The organism is Gordonia phthalatica (assembly GCF_001305675.1).
Classification (GTDB): Bacteria; Actinomycetota; Actinomycetes; order Mycobacteriales; family Mycobacteriaceae; genus Gordonia; species Gordonia phthalatica.
The window spans coordinates 568,267-586,206 of the sequence record NZ_CP011853.1; the positions used below are offsets into that span (position 1 = coordinate 568,267).

18 protein-coding genes and 1 pseudogene are annotated in these 17,940 nt (G+C 67.1%); 15 read left to right on the forward strand and 4 right to left on the reverse strand.

The window, feature by feature from the left end; all coding sequences use genetic code 11:
• Positions 1-47 precede the first annotated feature (47 nt).
• Positions 48-926, forward strand: a complete 879-nt coding sequence (locus tag ACH46_RS02625) for a 3-hydroxybutyryl-CoA dehydrogenase (protein ID WP_062391561.1) — start codon at positions 48-50, stop codon at positions 924-926.
• Between the two features lie 246 nt (positions 927-1,172).
• The gene (locus ACH46_RS02630) at positions 1,173-1,907 is read left to right on the forward strand and encodes a hypothetical protein (RefSeq protein WP_062391562.1); all 735 of its coding nucleotides are present in this window, start codon (positions 1,173-1,175) and stop codon (positions 1,905-1,907) included.
• A 181-nt stretch (positions 1,908-2,088) separates the two neighbouring features.
• Here ACH46_RS02630 and ACH46_RS02635 read toward each other — a convergent pair.
• Positions 2,089-3,365 (reverse strand): annotated as a pseudogene (locus tag ACH46_RS02635) (IS3 family transposase).
• Between the two features lie 245 nt (positions 3,366-3,610).
• On the opposite strand from ACH46_RS02635, the gene ACH46_RS02645 reads away from it, so the two are divergent.
• Positions 3,611-5,317 carry a transposase gene (locus ACH46_RS02645; RefSeq protein WP_062391563.1) on the forward strand — a complete coding sequence of 569 codons (1,707 nt, stop codon included), beginning with the start codon at positions 3,611-3,613 and terminating at the stop codon, positions 5,315-5,317.
• 215 nt (positions 5,318-5,532) lie between these two features.
• Here the strand turns inward: ACH46_RS02645 and ACH46_RS02650 are convergent, their stop codons facing one another.
• Complete coding sequence (locus ACH46_RS02650; RefSeq protein ID WP_082399859.1) at positions 5,533-6,297, reverse strand: TetR/AcrR family transcriptional regulator; 765 nt, start codon at positions 6,295-6,297, stop codon at positions 5,533-5,535.
• Positions 6,298-6,439: 142 nt separating this feature from the next.
• On the opposite strand from ACH46_RS02650, the gene ACH46_RS02655 reads away from it, so the two are divergent.
• The 5 genes from ACH46_RS02655 (at position 6,440) to ACH46_RS02675 (ending at position 10,451) form a co-directional block, all read left to right on the forward strand.
• A complete protein-coding gene (locus ACH46_RS02655) occupies positions 6,440-7,657 on the forward strand; it encodes a DUF445 domain-containing protein (protein ID WP_226995840.1) in 1,218 nt (405 codons plus the stop codon).
• A gap of 85 nt (positions 7,658-7,742) precedes the next feature.
• Entirely contained in the window at positions 7,743-8,243 is a 501-nt protein-coding gene (locus tag ACH46_RS02660) for a helix-turn-helix domain-containing protein (protein ID WP_062391565.1), read from the forward strand.
• Positions 8,244-8,252: 9 nt separating this feature from the next.
• Positions 8,253-8,579: a DUF2516 family protein gene (locus tag ACH46_RS02665; protein WP_062391566.1), complete on the forward strand. Its 327-nt coding sequence runs from the start codon at positions 8,253-8,255 to the stop codon at positions 8,577-8,579.
• Positions 8,580-8,595: 16 nt separating this feature from the next.
• Positions 8,596-9,375, forward strand: a complete 780-nt coding sequence (locus ACH46_RS02670) for a MerR family transcriptional regulator (RefSeq protein ID WP_062391567.1) — start codon at positions 8,596-8,598, stop codon at positions 9,373-9,375.
• Entirely contained in the window at positions 9,372-10,451 is a 1,080-nt protein-coding gene (locus ACH46_RS02675) for an alpha/beta fold hydrolase (RefSeq protein WP_062391568.1), read from the forward strand. The genes ACH46_RS02670 and ACH46_RS02675 overlap by 4 nt, the downstream gene beginning before the upstream one ends.
• On the opposite strand, the gene ACH46_RS02680 is transcribed toward ACH46_RS02675, so the two are convergent.
• A complete protein-coding gene (locus ACH46_RS02680) occupies positions 10,429-11,517 on the reverse strand; it encodes a UDP-N-acetylmuramate dehydrogenase (RefSeq protein WP_226995739.1) in 1,089 nt (362 codons plus the stop codon). The genes ACH46_RS02675 and ACH46_RS02680 overlap by 23 nt on opposite strands.
• A 24-nt stretch (positions 11,518-11,541) precedes the next feature.
• On the opposite strand from ACH46_RS02680, the gene ACH46_RS02685 reads away from it, so the two are divergent.
• The 6 genes from ACH46_RS02685 (at position 11,542) to ACH46_RS02710 (ending at position 16,273) form a co-directional block, all read left to right on the forward strand.
• On the forward strand, positions 11,542-12,030 hold the full coding sequence (locus ACH46_RS02685) for a DUF2505 domain-containing protein (RefSeq protein ID WP_062391569.1): 489 nt from the start codon (positions 11,542-11,544) through the stop codon (positions 12,028-12,030).
• A gap of 22 nt (positions 12,031-12,052) precedes the next feature.
• Entirely contained in the window at positions 12,053-12,571 is a 519-nt protein-coding gene (locus tag ACH46_RS02690; protein WP_062391570.1) for a DUF2505 domain-containing protein, read from the forward strand.
• Complete coding sequence (locus ACH46_RS02695; protein WP_062391571.1) at positions 12,568-13,356, forward strand: class I SAM-dependent methyltransferase; 789 nt, start codon at positions 12,568-12,570, stop codon at positions 13,354-13,356. Before ACH46_RS02690 ends, ACH46_RS02695 begins: the two co-directional genes overlap by 4 nt.
• Before the next feature lie 85 nt (positions 13,357-13,441).
• Positions 13,442-14,257 (forward strand): hypothetical protein, encoded by an 816-nt coding sequence (locus ACH46_RS02700; protein ID WP_157850988.1) that lies wholly within the window; start codon positions 13,442-13,444, stop codon positions 14,255-14,257.
• Between the two features lie 22 nt (positions 14,258-14,279).
• The gene (locus tag ACH46_RS02705) at positions 14,280-15,101 is read left to right on the forward strand and encodes a carbon-nitrogen hydrolase family protein (RefSeq protein ID WP_062391573.1); all 822 of its coding nucleotides are present in this window, start codon (positions 14,280-14,282) and stop codon (positions 15,099-15,101) included.
• Positions 15,098-16,273: an LmeA family phospholipid-binding protein gene (locus tag ACH46_RS02710; RefSeq protein WP_062391574.1), complete on the forward strand. Its 1,176-nt coding sequence runs from the start codon at positions 15,098-15,100 to the stop codon at positions 16,271-16,273. The genes ACH46_RS02705 and ACH46_RS02710 overlap by 4 nt, the downstream gene beginning before the upstream one ends.
• 9 nt (positions 16,274-16,282) lie before the next feature.
• On the opposite strand, the gene deoC is transcribed toward ACH46_RS02710, so the two are convergent.
• Positions 16,283-16,960, reverse strand: coding sequence for a deoxyribose-phosphate aldolase (gene deoC, locus ACH46_RS02715; RefSeq protein ID WP_062391575.1), 678 nt, complete (start codon positions 16,958-16,960; stop codon positions 16,283-16,285).
• Between the two features lie 27 nt (positions 16,961-16,987).
• On the opposite strand from deoC, the gene purU reads away from it, so the two are divergent.
• A complete protein-coding gene (gene purU / locus ACH46_RS02720) occupies positions 16,988-17,878 on the forward strand; it encodes a formyltetrahydrofolate deformylase (RefSeq protein ID WP_062391576.1) in 891 nt (296 codons plus the stop codon).
• The last annotated feature ends 62 nt before the right edge of the window (positions 17,879-17,940 follow it).

Here is a 17,940-nt window from a genome sequence, read left to right on the forward strand (position 1 = left end):
CGCCGACCGCGCGACGCGGCACCAGGACATTCAGGGAGCGCTGTCTCGTGGCAAGTGACAAGATTTCGCGCGTCGGCATCGTCGGCGCAGGTCAGATGGGTGCAGGTATCGCCGAGGTGTGCGCCCGCGCCGACGTGGACGTCCTCGTGCACGAATCGAGCCGCGACCTCGTCACCGCCGGTCGTGCCCGCATCCTGCGCTCGCTCGACCGCGGCGTCAGCAGCGGCAAACTCACCGAACGCGAACGTGAGCAGGCGTCGTGCCGGCTGCGCTTCACCTCCGACCTCGACGACTTCGCCGACCGGCAGCTGGTCGTCGAAGCGATCGTCGAAGACGAGGACGTCAAGATCGACGTCTTCCGGGCCCTGGACAAGGCGGTCGTCGACCCCGACGCCATTCTCGCGTCCAACACCTCGTCGATCCCGATCATGAAGCTCGGCATGGCCACCGAGAACGCCGGGCGGGTGATCGGCATGCACTTCTTCAACCCGGTTCCGGTGCTCCCGCTCGTCGAGCTGATCACCACCCTCGCGACGTCTGAAGACGTCTCCCGCCGCGCCGAGTCCTTTGCGTACGACGTCCTCGGGAAACAGGTCATCCGCTCTGCGGACCGCTCCGGCTTCGTCGTCAACGCCCTCCTCGTCCCGTACCTCCTGTCCGCGATGCGGATGGTCGAGAGCGGTTTCGCCACGGTCGACGACATCGACAAGGCGATGGTCCTCGGCTGCGCTCACCCGATGGGGCCTCTGAAGCTGACCGACCTCGTCGGCCTCGACACCGTCAAAGCGATCGCGGACAAGATGTACGAGGAGTTCAAGGAACCCCTGTACTCGCCGCCCCCGCTGCTCCTGCGCATGGTCGAGGCAGGCCGACTAGGCAAGAAGGCGGGCCGCGGGTTCTACCGGTACGACGCCGCACCCCGCTGACCGCCGCGTGCGCCCGAGACCCGTTCAATGGATCAAAAATGAAGGTTTTGCTAGCCGTGCGCTAAATTCCAGCAAACCATCAATTCTGTGCCAAATTCGGGAAAACACCAGTTGAATGGCATGTTTCATATCGTTGCGAAACAGAACGCTGGGGTGACATGGGACACTTTGCAAGCATCCCCGCTAGCATTTGTTAGCACTATCGCGCACACTGGTAGTGCAAGTTAAAGCAAGCAAGGAGTTGCAATGAGCACCGCCGAACGTACTTTCCCCACCCCGGTCTACGCCGTCGTCGGCGCGGGCGATGTTGCCGTCCAGGAAGTCAAGGACGCCTTCGCCGAGCTGAAGACCCGCGCACAGTCTTCGCGTGAGCGTACCCAGACCCGTCTGGACGAGACCCGCACCCGCCTGACCGAGACCCGCAGCCGCCTGACCGAGCTCCCCACCGAGTTCCCCAGCGTCGAAGAGCTCCGGGCCAAGCTGACCAGCGAAGAGCTCCGCAAGGTCGCCGAGCCGTACATCGAGGCCACCACCGGCCTGTACAACACGCTCGCCGAGCGCGGCGAGACCGCCGTCGAGCGCCTCCGCCAGACCCCCGTCGTCGAGGAGAACCTCGCCCGCGTGGAGAAGGCCTACGCCGACGCCGTCGAGCTGACCGAAGACGCCCTCGGCGCCGTCTCCACTCAGACCCGTGAGCTCGGCGAGCGCGCCGCCGCTCTCGCCGGCCGCACCGCCGACAAGGTCGAGGACGCCGCCGTCGCCGCCGACGAGGTCTCCTCGAAGCTGCAGGACAAGGCCGCCGACATCGAGAAGGCCGGCGCCAAGGCCAAGGCTGACGCCGACGCCGCCGCCACCAAGGTGACCGCCGCCCGCAAGCCGGCTGCCAAGCCTGCCGCCGCCAAGCCCGCCACCGCCGCCAAGAAGGCCGCTCCGGCCAAGAAGGCTGCGCCGGCTAAGAAGGCTGCGCCGACCGCCAAGTAAGGCTGCTGCTCTTTTCAGAGCTAGCTGAATCGACCCCCGACTCTCTTCGTCGGGGGTCGATTCTTTTGTGGTCTCACCACTTCGCGCCTCGTCGCACCAGTTCTGTCTCCCGCACTCGGTCGCGACTGAGTGCGGGAGACACAAGTGGTGCGTGTCAAGACCCGAGTTTGGTGGAGACCGATCAGTTGTTCTGTGAGGAGAGTTCGCGGGCCCGATTCTGGGTCCAGTAGTCGGCTTCGATTGCCGCGGGCGGCTGGTAGTCCAGGGCCGAGTGGAGGCGGGTGGTGTTGTACCAGTGGACCCATTCGGCGGTGGCGATCTCGACGGCGTTGGTGCTCGTCCACGGTCCTTTCTTGTAGATCAGTTCGTGTTTGTACAGCGAGTTGAGGGCTTCGGCCATCGCGTTGTCGTAGGAGTCACCACGCGAGCCGACGGAGGCGATGGCGCCGGCCTCGTGGAGGGCCTGGGTGTAGCGGATGGCTCGGTATTGCACGCCGCGGTCGGAGTGGTGGATCAGTGCGGTGAGGTCCTGCCCGGCCCGCCGGCGCAGCCACAAGCCCATGGCGAGGGCGTCGATGGCGAGGTCGGCGAACATGCGGGTCGAGGTCTGCCAGCCGACGATCATCCGCGAGAATACGTCCAGCACGAACGCCACGTACACCCAGCCGACCTCGGTCCGCACGTAGGTGATGTCGGCAACCCACAACTGATTCGGCGCTTGCGCAGCGAACTGTCGGTCGACCAGATCCGCCGGGCGTTCAGTCTCGGGTGCAGGTCTGGTGGTGCGCGGGAACTTCCCGCGCACGATCCCCCGAATCCCCAGGTCAGCGCAGAGTCGTTCGATGGTGCACTTGGCCACGGTGATCCCTTCCAGGTGGAGGGCGGCGCGGATCTTGCGGCGTCCGTAGATGCCGCCGGAGGCCTCATAGACCCGCATGATCTGGGTTTTCAGGTACTCGTCGCGCACCGCCCGAGCCGAGGGCGCTCGGGTGCGGGCGGCGTAGTAGGTCGATGGCGCGATCGCACAGCCGGCCTCGGTCAGGGCGGTGCAGATCGCCTCAACGGGCCATCGATGTCGGTGCTGATCGATGAAGGCGACGATCAGCGGTGTGGCCGGTCGAGCTCGGCCGCGAAGAAAGCCGATGCCGTCTTCAAGATCTCGTTTGCCCGACGCAGCTCTCGAACTTCCTTCTCCAACAAGCGGATCCGCTCGATATCCGAGACCGTCTCGATCCCAGGCGTAGCGGCTTGGCCGTCTTCGACGCGGCGGACCCAGTTCCGCAGGGTTTCGGGGTTGATGTCGAGTTGCTTGGCGATCCGAGCCAACGCGCCCGGCGCGGTCTCGGGATCCTTCCGAGCATCGATGGCCATACGTGTGGCACGGTCGCGCAACTCGGGCGAGTACTTCGATGGGCGAGGCGTGAAACAAGTGTCCCTTCCGGTCAAACCTGTCTCCATCAAACCCGGGTCAATTCAGCGACTGGTCGACAAGTGGTGCGGCACCTTCCCTTCGGGTGCCGGAACATCACTGTCGGCAGCCGCCGACCACCTCGTCAGTCCCTGCGCCGTCGACCGCGGGGCACTACTGCTGAAATCAGGCCGTCTGCGCCTCTCCGAGGGAGAACCGGGCTGTCGCAGTTTGATTTACGAGGTTTGTCGGTAAATCTGCGTAGAATGTGGTCCTGACCTGCGATAATGGTGGTGTGGCGAAGGATTATCGGGCGGTCGACCGCGATCAGCAGTTTCTGTTGCCTCCGAGCATGCGGGAGTGGTTGCCGGCCGATGATCCGGTCTGGTTGGTGATCTCACTGGTCGACCGCCTGGACACCTCGGGGCTGCATGCGCTGCGTAAGACCGGTGGGGTCGGGCGCCGCGGCTACGACCCGGACATGCTGCTGACGCTGTTGATCTGGGGGTGGGCGCACGGGGAACGCTCGTCGCGGAAGCTGGAGCGCCTGTGCCATCGGGACATCGCCTTCCGCGTCATCTGCGGCGGCGATCCGCCTGATCACGCGACGGTCGCGCGGTTCCGGGCGCAGGCCTCACCGGTGATGCCGGCGTTGTTCACGCAGGTGCTGGCCGCGTGCGCTCAGCTCGGGATGGGCAAGGTCGGCGTGGTCGCCTTGGACGGGGTCAAGATCGCTTCGAACGCCTCGATGGCGAAGAACCGCACCGAGAAATCGTTGGTGAAGGCCCGCGAGGCAGAGGTGGCCGCCTTGCGGGAAAAGCTCAACAAAGCCGCGCGCGAGGCTGATGCCGAGCATGCGGCCAACGACGCCGACGACGATGACAACCAGTCCGTTCCCGACGAGCTGCTCAAATCTGATCGCCTCAAACGCATCGATGCAGCGTTGGAAAATGTTCGGGCATTGAACAAGGCAGCCGAGGACAAGCAGTCCACGCCCATTGATTTCGAGGCCCTCGAAGCCAAGCGGGCCGCCGAGGACGCCGAGCGGGCCGAGTTCGTGACGCAGTGGAAACAGGAGTGGACCAACGGTTCTCGACGTGTTGGGCCCCCGCCGATCGAGATGCGTATCGAAGTCGCTGAAGCCGGCGTGCAGAAGGCTCGTGATCGGCAGCAGGCCAAGATCGATCGGCATGCAGCCAGTGGGTTGGGGCGTCCGCCGTTGCCGGTCGAGGACACCAAGAAGGTCCGTGATGCCTACGATCGCCTCGCCAAAGCATGCGCGGAAACCCACGCCTGGCAGACCCGCCGGGATGCCGAACGGCAGAAGCAGCGCGAGTACAAACAGCGGATATTGACCAATCGGGCGACGAGTAGACCGCATCGCGCCAACACCGACAACCTCGGCAACATCACCGACCCGCAGTCGCGGCCGATGCCGTTGCGGGGCGGCGGCTGGGTGCAGGGCTACAACTGCCAGGCCGTCACCACCTCCGACGGCCTGATCATCGCCACCGGCGTCGGCGACGGCCCGATCGATGCGCCGACGTTCATTCCGATGATGGACAAGGCCGTCAAGGCCGTCGCGATCCTGACCGAACACCGGCCACCCGGGTATGAGGCCGGCCCTGCTCAGATCGGGACCCTGCTCGCCGATGCCGGGTACCTCGCCGAAGACAACCTCACCGCGGCCGGCCCCAAACGGTTGATCGCCACCGCGAAATCACACAAGCTCCCGCGCGACACCAGCGAGTTGAGTCCGCCTGCCAAGAATGCTCCGCCGATCGAGAAAATGACCTACGAGCTGGCCACGCAGGAGGGTCGAGCGCTGTACTCCCAGCGCAGTCACATCGCCGAAACACCGTTCGGGCAGGCCAAGCACAATCTCCGATTCCGGCGATTCACCAGTCGTGGAATCGATCGTGCCGCTTCCGAATTCGCATTCCACGCCTTGGTCAACAACATTCTCAAGGCCATCACCGGAGGGCACCTGGCCACTGCATGAGAGGCCAATGAAGGGACCGGCCACCTCCCGCCGACCGAGTATTCATTCGGCCAGCGGGAGGAGAGCGATCATCGATTTCGAAACTGCGACAGCCCGAAATTGCCGTCGGACAGCCGCAGTCGGCCTGATTTCAGCGATATCGACGGGTGGGCAATACAGCCCAGGCCGACGCCGACCGCGACGCACTCAGAAGTTCCGTCGGCGTTTGCTTTCGCTCAGGCGGGAGGGAGTTTCGGGGGGTTGGCGGCGAAGGCTTCGGGGTCGCCGCCGGCCTGGACGATGCCGACCAGGCTGCTCCAGACCATCATCGTCAGCTCGTCCGTCAGGGCCCGGGCCGTGCGGTCGGGAGAGGAGATCCACTCCTCGACGGCGCGGGTCGTCGCGCCGACCATCGCCGTCGCCCACGTCCGGGCACCCGACGTCTGTGCGCCGCGGGCCGCAAAACGGGTCTCCAGCGTCGACTCCAGAGCGCCCGCGAAGATCTTCTCCGCATCCGCGGCCACCGGACGGCTCGCCGACGGCCGCGCCATCGTGAACCGGTACACGTTCGGATCCGACGACACCGTCTCCACGTAGACGCTGATCGTCGCCTGCACCAGGCGGTAATCGCCGATGTCGCCCGACAAGGCCTCGATCAAGCGCGGCATGATCGTCGACTCCACATACGCCAGAGTCACCGCAGCAGCCAGATCGTTCTTGTCCGCGAAATACCGGTACAGCACCGTCTTCGACACCCCGATGTGGCGAGCGATGTCGTCCATCCCCGCCTCCGCGCCCAACGCGCGGACCGCCTCGATCGTGCCCGTCGTCAACTCCGCCCGACGCTCCTGCTTGTGCTTCTCCCAGCGCTGCTTTCGACCGTCAGACGTGACGGCCTCCACCGCGGGCGTCAGCACGCGCTGTTCGAGCTCACGAGTCAACGTCGCCGCCGCATTCACAGCGGCGCGCGCAGCACTCGTCGGTATCGGTGGGTTAGCCATCACCTAGCAACCCTAGTAGGCGGTGGGTAACACTGGACGAGTGTCGTCCACCTTCGATCAACGGTCACGGCTCGCAGCGGTGCCCTCGGTGCCCGCGGGACTCACCGAAAACGACGCGCAGCGGGCCCGTGACCTGCGGCGCATGAAGATCCTCGCCACCGGTCTGCTGCTCTGTGCCGCCGCCATCTACTTCGTCATGCGATGGCTCGAACACCGCGACGGCCAGGATGTCGCGGCTTGGGTCGGGTACGTCCGGGCCACCGCCGAAGCCGGAATGGTCGGTGCGCTCGCCGACTGGTTCGCCGTCACCGCCCTCTTCCGGCAGCCCCTCGGACTGCCCATCCCGCACACCGCGCTGATCCCGCGGAAGAAGGACCAGATCGGCGAACAGCTCGGCGGGTTCATCCAAGAGAACTTCATGACCCGGGACGTCATCGAAGGCCGCGTCCGTGCCCTCGACCTACCGCGGCGCGTGTCCACCTGGTTCGCCGACCCCGCCAACAAACCGCGCGTCAACGACGAGGTGTCCCGCGTCTTCAAACTCTGGTCCGAGATGCTGCGCGACGAAGACGTCGAACGCTTCATTCAAGCCGTCCTCAAGTGGGCGGCCGAACCCGTCTGGGCACCGCCTGCCGGTCGCATCCTCGAACAGCTCGTCGCCGAAGACCGCCTAGAACCCGTCATCCAACTGGCCTGCGACCGCGCCCACGACTGGGCGCTCGGCAGCTCCCTGCTCATCGATCGCGTCGTCGACCGCGACGGCCCCGCCTGGGCGCCGAAATTCGTCAACCACCTCGTCGGCGACAAGATCTACCGCGAACTCACCGAATTCACCTACAAGGTCCGCAGCGACCCCCGCCACGAACTCCGCATCGCGATGCACGACTTCATCGCCGACTTCGCCCAAGAGCTGCAGCACGACGACGCCACCATCGCCAAGTTCGAGGGCCTCAAAGACGAACTCCTCGGCCGCGACGAGATCACCGGCGCGGCATCCACCGCATGGCAGGCAGGCAAAGCCGTCATCGAGCAGATGCTCGACGACCCCGAGTCCACCCTCCGCACCTCACTGTCCGACGCCGTCGTCCAACTCGCCGAACGCATCCGCGACGACGAGCCGCTCCAAGCCAAGATGAACGGCTGGACGGTGCGCGCCGCACGACACGTCGCCGAGAACTACTCGCCCGAGATCATCTCGGTCATCACCGAGACCGTCCGCAGCTGGGACGCCGAGGAGACCAGCCGCAAGATCGAACTCCAAGTGGGCCGCGACCTGCAGTTCATCCGCATCAACGGCACCGTCGTCGGCTCCCTCGCCGGTTTGACGATCTACACCGTCTCCGTGCTGCTGTTCTCCTGACGGCGACACCGCCGACGAAAACAAGCACGTGCGCTTGCACTTGTTAGCGCTCGTCGCGGATACTGGACGAGGGAGGAAGGGACACATGACATCCGAGCAGAGCAATCAGGACGCCCCGCAGGACGGCGCGACCACGGTCGAGGCCGTGACCAACGCGGCGCAGGACATCGGCGAGTTCATCCGAACCCAACGACTGTCCGCCAAGGTGTCGCTGCGTCAGCTCGCCGAACGCGCCGGAGTCTCCAACCCGTACCTCTCGCAGATCGAACGAGGCCTGCGCAAGCCGTCGGCCGACGTCCTGTCCCAGATCGCCAAGGGACTGCGCGTGTCCGCCGAGGTCCTGTACGTCCGTGCGGGCATCCTCGAAGCCCGACCCGCCAGCCCGGTCCGCGACGCCCTCCTCGCCGACGGCTCCATCAGCGAACGCCAGAAGCAGATGCTGCTCGAGATCTACGACTCCTTCCGCCGCGAGAACGCCCAGGGCGACGACGGCGAACAGCAGACTCCCGCCGACGAGGCCGGCTCCGCTGTGAACGAGGTGAGCGACGTCCTCGGCACCGACTCGGCCACGTCGGCCCGTGATTAAGGTGGACTCGTGAGCACCGCAGTCTTCGTCCTGTACGCCCAGCACTACATCCTGCTGGCCATCACCGTGGTATCCGGGATCACGGGTGCCGTGGCGCTCGTGCACGCCGCAACCACCCGGGCCGACGCATTCACCGCGATCAGCGCCCAGACGAAGGGGATCTGGGTGGCGATCCTCGCCGTCTCGACCGTCCTCATCTGGGTGGTGCAGGCCACTCTCGGATTCGGCCTGATGTTCTTCCTCATCGCGATCACCGCGGTGCTGGTCTACGTCGTCGACGTCCGCGCGCGGATCGACGAGATCCTGGGACGCTCGTGGTTCCGGAAGAACGCGTAGAGACGCGGCCGACCCAGTGAGCGAATACCGCATCAACGACCTCGCCCAGGTGTCGGGCGTCAGCGTCCGCAACATCCGCGTCTACCAGGACCGCGGACTGCTCCCGCCGCCGACCATCCGCGGCCGCACCGGCTGGTACTCCGACGAACACCTGGTCCGCTTGAACTTGATCTCGCGGATGCTGGAGCGCGGCTACACCTTCGCGACCATCAGCGAACTACTGCATGCCGCGCACTACGGCATGAAGGTGGAGCACGTGCTGCGTGCCGCCCCGAAGGGCGGCCGGCTGCGCAACATCAAGCGCGCAGCAACGATCACCTTCACCGAATTGAAGAAGACCCTGGGCGCCGACGAGCGGGCCATCTCACTCAGCCAGAAGCTGGGACTGCTCACCAAAGACGGCACCCACTATGCAATCCGCAACCCGGAAGTGCTGGAAGGCGCCGAGGCGCTGGTCAAAGGCGGCATCGACATCGATGACCTCCTCGAACGATGGGTACGAGTCGAGTCGGATCTGACCGATGTCGCTCGCAGCTTCGTCTCCATCATCACCGGCCAGTACTTCGACGAGAATCTGCCGGACCTGGGGGAGGCGAAGCTCGCGAAGATCGCGGGCCTGATCCAGACCGTCCGGCCGATGGCCCACGAGATCGTCGAGACCACGTTCAGTCGAGCACTCGACAACGAGATCTCCCGCGCGATCGGCGAGGCCACCAAGTATTTCGAAGCGAAGCAGCACCGGGCTGCGGGCGACGGCGCCACCGCCGCCGACCCAACGGAAGAGGACGACCGATGACGAGCAAGAGCAAGTGGGCGCAGGCGCGCAAATGGGGGGCCGTCGCGGCCGGAGCGTTCACCGCGGCCACTGCAGCGCAGTTCGCGATCACCGGCGGCGCCATGCTGCGCGAGGTCTTCAAGTACCCGGATCCCGTCGACGACGGCCCCGACCCGGCCCTGCGGACCCCGACCCACTCGATGCGCTCGTCCGTCGTCGGCACGCCCGACGGCGCCCTGCTGCACGTGGTCGCATCCGGTGACATCGACGACTCCGACGAGATCCTCGTCCTCATCCACGGCTGGACCTGCAACACCGCGTTCTGGAACGCCCAGTTCAACCACTTCGGCGACAGCCGCCCGATCGTCGCCTACGACCAGCGCGGGCACGGGCTGTCCGAGCTCGGCCCCAATCGACCGACCGTCGACATGCTGGGGCAGGACCTCGAAGCCGTCCTCGAGGCGATGATCCCGGAGGGCAAGCGCGCCGTTCTCGTCGGTCACAGCATGGGCGGCATGACCATCATGTCGTGGGCCCAGCAGTTCGGTGCCGGCATGGAGGATCGCGTCTCGGCCATCGTCCTGTGCGCCACGGCCGCCCGCGGCGTGGTGCAGCGCCAGCACCTGATCCCCGACAACCTGCCCGCCCTCGCCAAGCCGGGCAAGAAGGTGCTGCAGCGCGTGTTCACCTCGGCACCGGTGCCGCTGCCGGTCAACGCCCTCACCGCGCGCTTCGAGCACTACGTCGCACTCGGTCCGGTGGCCCGCAAGGCGCACGTCGAGTTCTCCGACAAGATGGTCTCCGCCTGCTCCCCGAAGGCGCGCGCCGCCTGGGGTTCGGCCATGTACACCCTCGACGTCCTGTCCGGTCTCGACAAGGTGACCGTTCCGACGGCCGTCGTCGTCGGCACCGCCGACCTCCTGACCCCGCAGAAGCATGCCGACGAGATGGCGAAGGCGCTCAGCAGCCGCGGCTTCCTCCGCTCGTACAGCACCTACGAGGGTTCCGGACACATGGCGCCGTTCGAGCGGTCCGCGGAGTTCAACGAACTGCTCGACGAGGTCCTCGAGGAGCTCAGCGAGGCAACCGGCAGTTGACGAAGACCGGCTCGGGGTGCAGGTCGACACCGAACGCGTCGCGCACCCCGTCCCGGACCCGTCCCGCCAACTCCAGCAGGTCCGCGGTGGTCGCCGCCCCGCGGTTCGTCAGCGCCAGGGTGTGCTTCGTCGACAGCCGCGCGGGGGCGTCGTCGCCCGGGAAGCCCTTCGTGAAGCCCGCGCGCTCGATCAACCAGCCCGCCGACAGTTTCACGCCCGCGTCCGCGGGATAGCGGGGGACCGTCACGTCGTCGCCGACCCGCGCGACGATCCGCGCCAGGACGGCCGCCGCATCGGCCTCGGGCACGATCGGATTGGTGAAGAACGAGCCCGCACTCCAGGTGTCGTGGTCGGCGGCGTCGAGCACCATGCCCTTGCCCGCGCGCAGCGACAGCACTCGTTCGCGGACGGAGGCCGCCTCCGCGGTGCCGCCCTCGTCGACGCCGATCGCCCGGGCCAATTCGCGGTAGGCGATGGGGGCGGACACGCCGTCGGCGTTGAGCCAGAACGAGACCGCCAGCACCACGTGGGTGTCACGGCCCTTCAACTTGCTGGTGCGGTACGCCAGGTCGAGGGCCTCCGGACCCACCCAGGCGGTCTCGCCGGTCGCGCGGTCCAGCAGCCGAACGCTGCGCAGCACGTCGGCCACCTCGACACCGTACGCGCCGACGTTCTGCACGGGCGTGGTGCCCGCCGCGCCGGGAATCCCGGACAGGCATTCCAGGCCGCCGAAGCCTGCGGCGACGGTGTCGGCGACCAGCGCGTCCCAGTCGGTGCCCGCCTCGGCGGTCACGAACGGTCGGTCGCCGTCGACGCCGTATTCGATGCCGCTCGACGCGATGACCACGGCGACGCCGTCGAAACCGTCGTCGCCGATCACCAGGTTGGAGCCGCCGCCGATCAGCAGGACCGGCTCGCGACGGGAATCGAGATCGCGGATCGTCGACACCAGCGTGTCGGTGTCGTCGCAGCGGACGACGCTGCGCGCGGGCCCGCCGAGACGCAACGTGGTGAGGGAGGCCAGAACGGTGTCGGCGGAACCTGCGATCTCGTGGGAATTCGTCACACCGGTAACGGTAGCCTGACTGCTATGTCGAGCAAGTTCGAGCATTCGGTGAGCTATCCGTCGTCCGTGTCCGCGCTGTGGTCGCTGCTCAGCACCGAGCAGTACTGGCGCGATCTCATCGCCGCCACCAACGGTGACCACGGTGTGCTCGAGTCGTTCACCCTCGACGGTGACACCGTCACCGTGATCACCAAGCAGGGCGTGGGCGCCGAGAACCTGCCGTCGGTGGTCACCGCCGTCCGTCCCGGCGACCTCGAGATCCCGCGGACCAGCACGTTCACCCTCGGCGGCGCCGCCATCACCGGCCGCATGGAGGCCTCGGTCAGCGGTGCCCCGGCCACCATCTCCGGCGACATCACGATCGCAGGCGACCCGGCCGTCGCCCAGTACCTCGGCAGCGCCAACGTGGCGATCCCGTTCGTCGGCGGCAAGATCGAGAAGGCCGTCATCGAGCAGGTCGGTCACCTGCTCGATGCCGAACGCGACGCGACTGTCGATTTTCTCGGACGTTAATTCTGACGTTAGGCTGTTCCACATGGCACGACGGCTCAGCTATTCGGCCCGGTACACGCACCCGGCCGAGAAGATCTACCAGGCGCTCTCGCAGAAGAACTACTGGGAAGACCTCATGGAGGGGTTCCGTGAGCTGACGCCGATCTCCAGCGTCCGCGAGTTCGAGCAGAACGGCGACGGCATCCGCGTGGTGCTGGAGCAGACCATCACCCGCGACATGCTGCCGCCGATCGCGCAGACCGTGATGATGAAGGACATGCTCATCACCCGCATCGAGACCTACGGCGTCCTCGACGGCGAGTCGAAGCGGACCACCGGCACCTACACGGCGTCGATTCCGGCGGGCCCCGGCTCGCTGACCGGTGAGCAGGAACTGTTCCCGACCGAGACCGGCTGCACCATCCGCAAGACCACCGAGGTCAAGGTCTACATCCCGTTCGTCAACGCCAAGCTGGAACAGCTGATGCTGGTCAACCTCGTCGACCTGTTCCGCGGCGAAGCCGAGTTCACCTCCACCTGGGTGCAGGACAACATCGCATGACCCGGTCCGGCCTCAAGGCCGGACGACCTCAGGGACGGATCACCCGCGGCACCACCAACATCAACCGGTTGCGACGCGTCGACCGTGCGATGGCCGCCGACCCGCGCATCCGGGCGGCGCTCGACGTCGAACGACCGCTGGCCGTCGACCTCGGTTACGGCGGTCGCCCGAACACGGCCGTCGAGATGGCGCTCCGCCTACGCCGCGCCGTGCCGTCCCTGGAGCTCGTCGGCCTCGAGATCGATCCCGCGCGCCTCGTCGAACCGCGTGAGGGCGTCCGGTTCGCGCTCGGCGGCTTCGAGTTGGCCGGTCTGCACCCGAACCTGGTCCGCGCCTTCAACGTGCTGCGCCAGTACGACGAGAGCGAGGTCCGCGCGGCGTGGGCGCAGATGCAGGAGGCACTGGCTCCCGGCGGCCTGATCGTTGAGGGCACGTGCGATGAGATCGGTCGACGCTGCTGCTGGATCCTGCTCGACGCGACCGGCCCGCAGGAGCTGACGCTGTCGTGGTCGCCGGCCTACACCCAGCATCCGTCCGAGTTGGCGGCGCGACTCCCGAAGGCCCTCATCCACCACAACGTGGCGGGGGAGGCCATCCACGAGTTGCTCACCTGCGCGGACCGCTGCTGGGATCGGGCGGCCTCGCACGAGACCTACGGTCCGCGCGACCGCTGGCGCTACGCGCGGGCCATGATGCTCGACTCCGGCATCCGCGTGACCATCCCGCGCGGTCGTCGCGTGGACAACATGCTGTCGGTCCCGTGGGAATTGGTGTCGCCGAACTGAGCCGCCACCTCGTGCGGCAGTCGGCGCCTGTCGTCCGTACGGATGGACCTGCGAAGATGTCTCATTTCCGGCTTACGATTGCCCCATGTCCACACCTGATCGGCCCGACGGGAGCGCCTCGGGCGCAGTGCCTCCGGACCAGTACGCCGAGACGATGTCGCGCGCCGTACCCGACCACTCGGCCACGCAGTACCCGGTCTCCGGCTCCCAGAGCACACGGTTCGCGAGCACACAGTTCGCAAGCAACGAGTATCCGAGCAGTGGGTATCCGAGCGCATCGACGCCCGTCGAGTACCCGACCTTCACCTACGAGCCGCCGAACAACGGCGGCGGTTCGCGCGCGGTCCTGCTCGGTGTGGCGATCGCCTGCGTGATCGGGCTGGCGGCGGCAGCCGTCTTCGTCTGGCTCAAGGTCGCCGACAAGGGCGACGACGCACCGAGCGCAGCTCAGTCCGGCCCAACAGTCGTCGAGACCCAGCAGCCGACGACCACCGTCACCGTCCCCGTCGACCCGGAGCTCGCCGCCGGCGACTCGATCCGTACGCAGATCGAGGCCGACACCGAGTCCGTGCGGACGAGTAACAACAACCAGTGGGCGGCTCAGGTCAGCTCCAAACGTCTCGGCTTGGTCGCCGAGGGAATCACCTGGGACAACCGAGCGATCTGGTCGGAGTTCGAAGCATCCAGGTCGCGCTACCCGCAGGTGAAGCTCCTCGATTCGGGCGACTGGTCGGTGTTCTCCGAACCGGGTTGGATCGTCACGATCTCGGCGCAGAACTTCTCCAGTCCGCAATCGGCGCTGACCTGGTGCCGCAGCGTCGGGCTCGACAAGGACCACTGTTTCGCCAAGCTCGTCAGTGACAGTCGGGGGCCGGAGGGAACTACGCTCTATCAGAGGTGACCGCTGCCTCGGAGGAGACGACATGCGACTGGCGATGGCCCAGATCAGTTCCACGGACGACCCGTCGACCAACCTGGCCACGGTGGTGCAGCAGACGAGGCAGGCGGCCACCGAGGGCGCCGAGCTGATCGTCTTTCCCGAGGCGACGATGTGCCGGTTCGGCGTCTCGCTCCGGGGTATCGCGCAGCCCCTCGACGGGCCCTGGGCCACCGAGGTCGTTCGGACGGCCGACGCCGAGGGGATCGCTGTGGTCGCGGGCATGTTCACCCCATCGGATGACGGGCGCGTCTGCAACACGCTGCTCGTCGCTCGTCCGGGCGAGGAGCCCGTCGGCTACGACAAGATCCACCTGTACGACGCCTTCGGGTTCGCGGAGTCCGCGACCGTCGCTGCAGGCGCGGAACCGCTCGTCGTCGAGATCGCAGGACACCTCGTCGGGGTCGCCACCTGCTACGACATCCGGTTTCCGGCGCTCTTCACGGAGCTGTCCCGGCGGGGCTCGGAGCTGATCGTGGTGCCGACGTCGTGGGGTGCGGGCCCCGGCAAGGTGCAGCAGTGGGAGGTCCTGTCGACGGCGCGAGCCCTGGATTCGACGGCCTTCGTCGCCGCGGTCGGGCAGGCGCTGCCGACCGATCCCGCCGTCCGGGATTCTTCGGCTCCGACGGGGATAGGCCATAGCCGCCTCTCAGATCCGTTCGGTAGCGTGATCGCCGACTACGATTCCGCGGTGCAGACCGGTGTCCACGACATCGACCTGGGCCTGACACACAAGGCGCGCACGGCGCTGGCCGTCCTGGCCAACGCTCGCGAGATCCCCCGCCTGGATGGGACCACAGCTAGATGACCGACAACGAACACCCGTCGCAGCCCGACGAACCGACCGGCGACTCGACCGCACGCGACGCCGCAGACGGCACGTCGAGCGAGGTCCCCGCGACGAGTTCGCCGGAGGCCCCGGCCGTGGACGACGCCCCGAAGACGGGAGCGCACGCCGCACCCGAGGAGCCGGAGTCCCAGCCGGACGATGCGACCGTGCAGCACGCGGAATCGACCCCGACCCCGCAGTACATCGACGACGCCCCGACCGGCGAGGTCGTGACCGGGCCCGTCCGCTACACCCCCGATCCCACGACGCAGGCCTACTCGCAGACCGAGAAGCCGGGGACCAAGCAGATGGATGCACTGGACTCCAGTGCATTCGAGCCGATACCGCAGACCCCGCCCGCCGTGTCGACCGGCCCGGTCAAGACGGCACCGGTGAAGGCCAAGAAGGGCGGCCGGCGTCGGACCGTCGCGCTGATCCTCGCCGCCGTGGTCCTGCTGGTCGTGATCGCGGGCGTGGGCTCCGAGCTGTACATCCGCAACAAGGTCACCGACTGCCTGCAGGCGTCGTTCCAGAATCTCACCGGGACTGACACCGACGTCTCGGTGTCGCGCCGCCCGATGCTGCTGTCGGTGATGGACGGCAACGTCCCGTGGGTGCAGATCGACACCACCTCCGGCGGAGACACGACCATGCGGCTCCATGCCCGCGCCGAGGGGATCAGCACCGACGGCGGCACCGTTCAGACCCTGAACGGCAATGGTTTCCTGCCGTACGACCGCATCAAGGAACTGAGCAAGGGCGACGGCACGCAGCCGACCGGCGCTCCGATCGAGTCGATCACCGCGGACCCGTCGGCCGGCACGCTGAAGATCGCGACCACCGTGACGTTCGCGATCATCCCGGTTCCGGCCACCGTGACGCTGAAGCCGGTTCTCAAGGACGGTGCCGTGACGTTCACCGTCGAGGACGCCACCGCCCTGGTCTTCGGCGTGCCGAAGGACTTCGCGCAGCCGATCGTCGACCAGGTGACCACCGCGATGTTCGGCCCGCTGTTCAAGCAGATCAAGGTCAGCAAGCTCGACGTCGCCAAGAACGGCATCGACTTCGCCTTCGACGGCACCGACGTCAACATGAAGTCGGCCGCCGAGAGCTCGGGTCAGACCGACAGCAGCGGCACCTGCAAGGTGTAGCGGCTTCGCCTACTCGGGGAAGCCGTCGAGCACGACGCGCGTCCCCGACAGGCCCAGGCGTGTCGCGCCCGCGGCGATCAGATCCGCGGCGAACTCCGCCGACCGGATGCCGCCGCTGGCCTTGACGCCGACCGTCGGGCCGACGGCGGCGCGCATCACCTCGATGGCGCGGACGCTCGCGCCGCCCGCCGGGTGGAACCCGGTCGACGTCTTCACGAAGTCGGCCCCGGCCTCCACCGCGCGGCGGCACACCTGCGTCAGACCGTCCTCGCCGACGGTGTCGAGCAGCACCGCAGACTCGACGATCACCTTCAGCACGTGCTCGTGGCCGATGGCCTCGCGGACGGTCAGGACGTCGCCGAAGACCTCGTCGTACTTCCCGTCGACGGCGGCGCCGACGTCGATCACCATGTCGACCTCGTCGGCACCGGTGTCCACCGCGAGCCGTGCCTCCGCGGCCTTCACCAGCGAGTGGTGCTTGCCGGACGGGAAGCCCGCCACCACGCAGGTCTTGGCGGTTCCGGTGTCGATCGGCAGCATCGACGGCGACAGGCAGATGGAGTAGACGCCCAGCTCCAGGCCTTCGGCGACGGTCGATTCGGCGTCGGCGCGGGTCGCTTCGGGTTTGAGAAGAGTGTGGTCGACCATCGCTGCGACGGCCGCTCGGGTCAGGTTGGTGTTCGTCACGAATTCGAGCTTGGCACACTGAGAGGTGTGAGCAACTCGCAGATCTCCTCCCGTGGCGACGAACGCCGCTTCGTCCTGACTCTCGGATGCCCCGACCGCACGGGCATCGTCGCCGGCCTCGCCGGTTTCCTGACCGGCGTGGGCGGCTGGATCACGGAGGCCGCGTACCACTCCGACCCGTCGACCGGGTGGTTCTTCACGCGCCAGGCGGTCCTCGCCAGTTCGGTCGAGATGGACGTCGAGGAGTTCCGCAGCCGATTCGCAGAGGTCGCCGCGATGTTCGGTCCCGACGCCGAGTGGAGCGTCACCGACTCCGGCGCCGAGAAGTCCGTCGTGCTGCTGGTGAGCAAGGACAGCCACTGCCTCACCGACATCCTCTCGCGTGCCGAGCGCGGCGACTTCCCGGCGCAGGTCAGCGCCGTCGTCGGCAATCACCGCGATCTGGAGGAGTTGACGACGCGGTTCGGCGTTCCCTTCCATCACGTGCCGTTCCCGAAGGACGGCAAAGCGGAGGCGTTCGCCGAGATGCAGCGGATCGTCGAAGGGTACGAGCCCAACGCGATCGTGCTGGCGCGGTTCATGCAGATCCTGCCCGCCGAACTGTGCGAGGCGTGGGCCGGGCGGGCCATCAACATCCACCACAGCTTCCTCCCGAGCTTCGTCGGCGCGCGTCCCTACCACCAGGCCTTCGACCGCGGCGTCAAGCTGATCGGCGCCACCTGCCACTACGTGACCGCCGACCTGGACGCCGGCCCGATCATCGAGCAGGACGTCAGTCGCATCGACCACGGCTACTCAGCCGCCGACATGGTCCGCCAGGGCCGCGACATCGAGACCCTCGTCCTGGCCCGCGGCGTCCGCTGGCACCTGGAGCACCGCGTTCTGGTGCACGATCGGAAGACGGTCGTCTTTCAGTAGGAGGACCGCAAACGCCCTGGGCGTCGATGTTCGCTCAGGGTTGAACCGTGGGCGAATCGCGA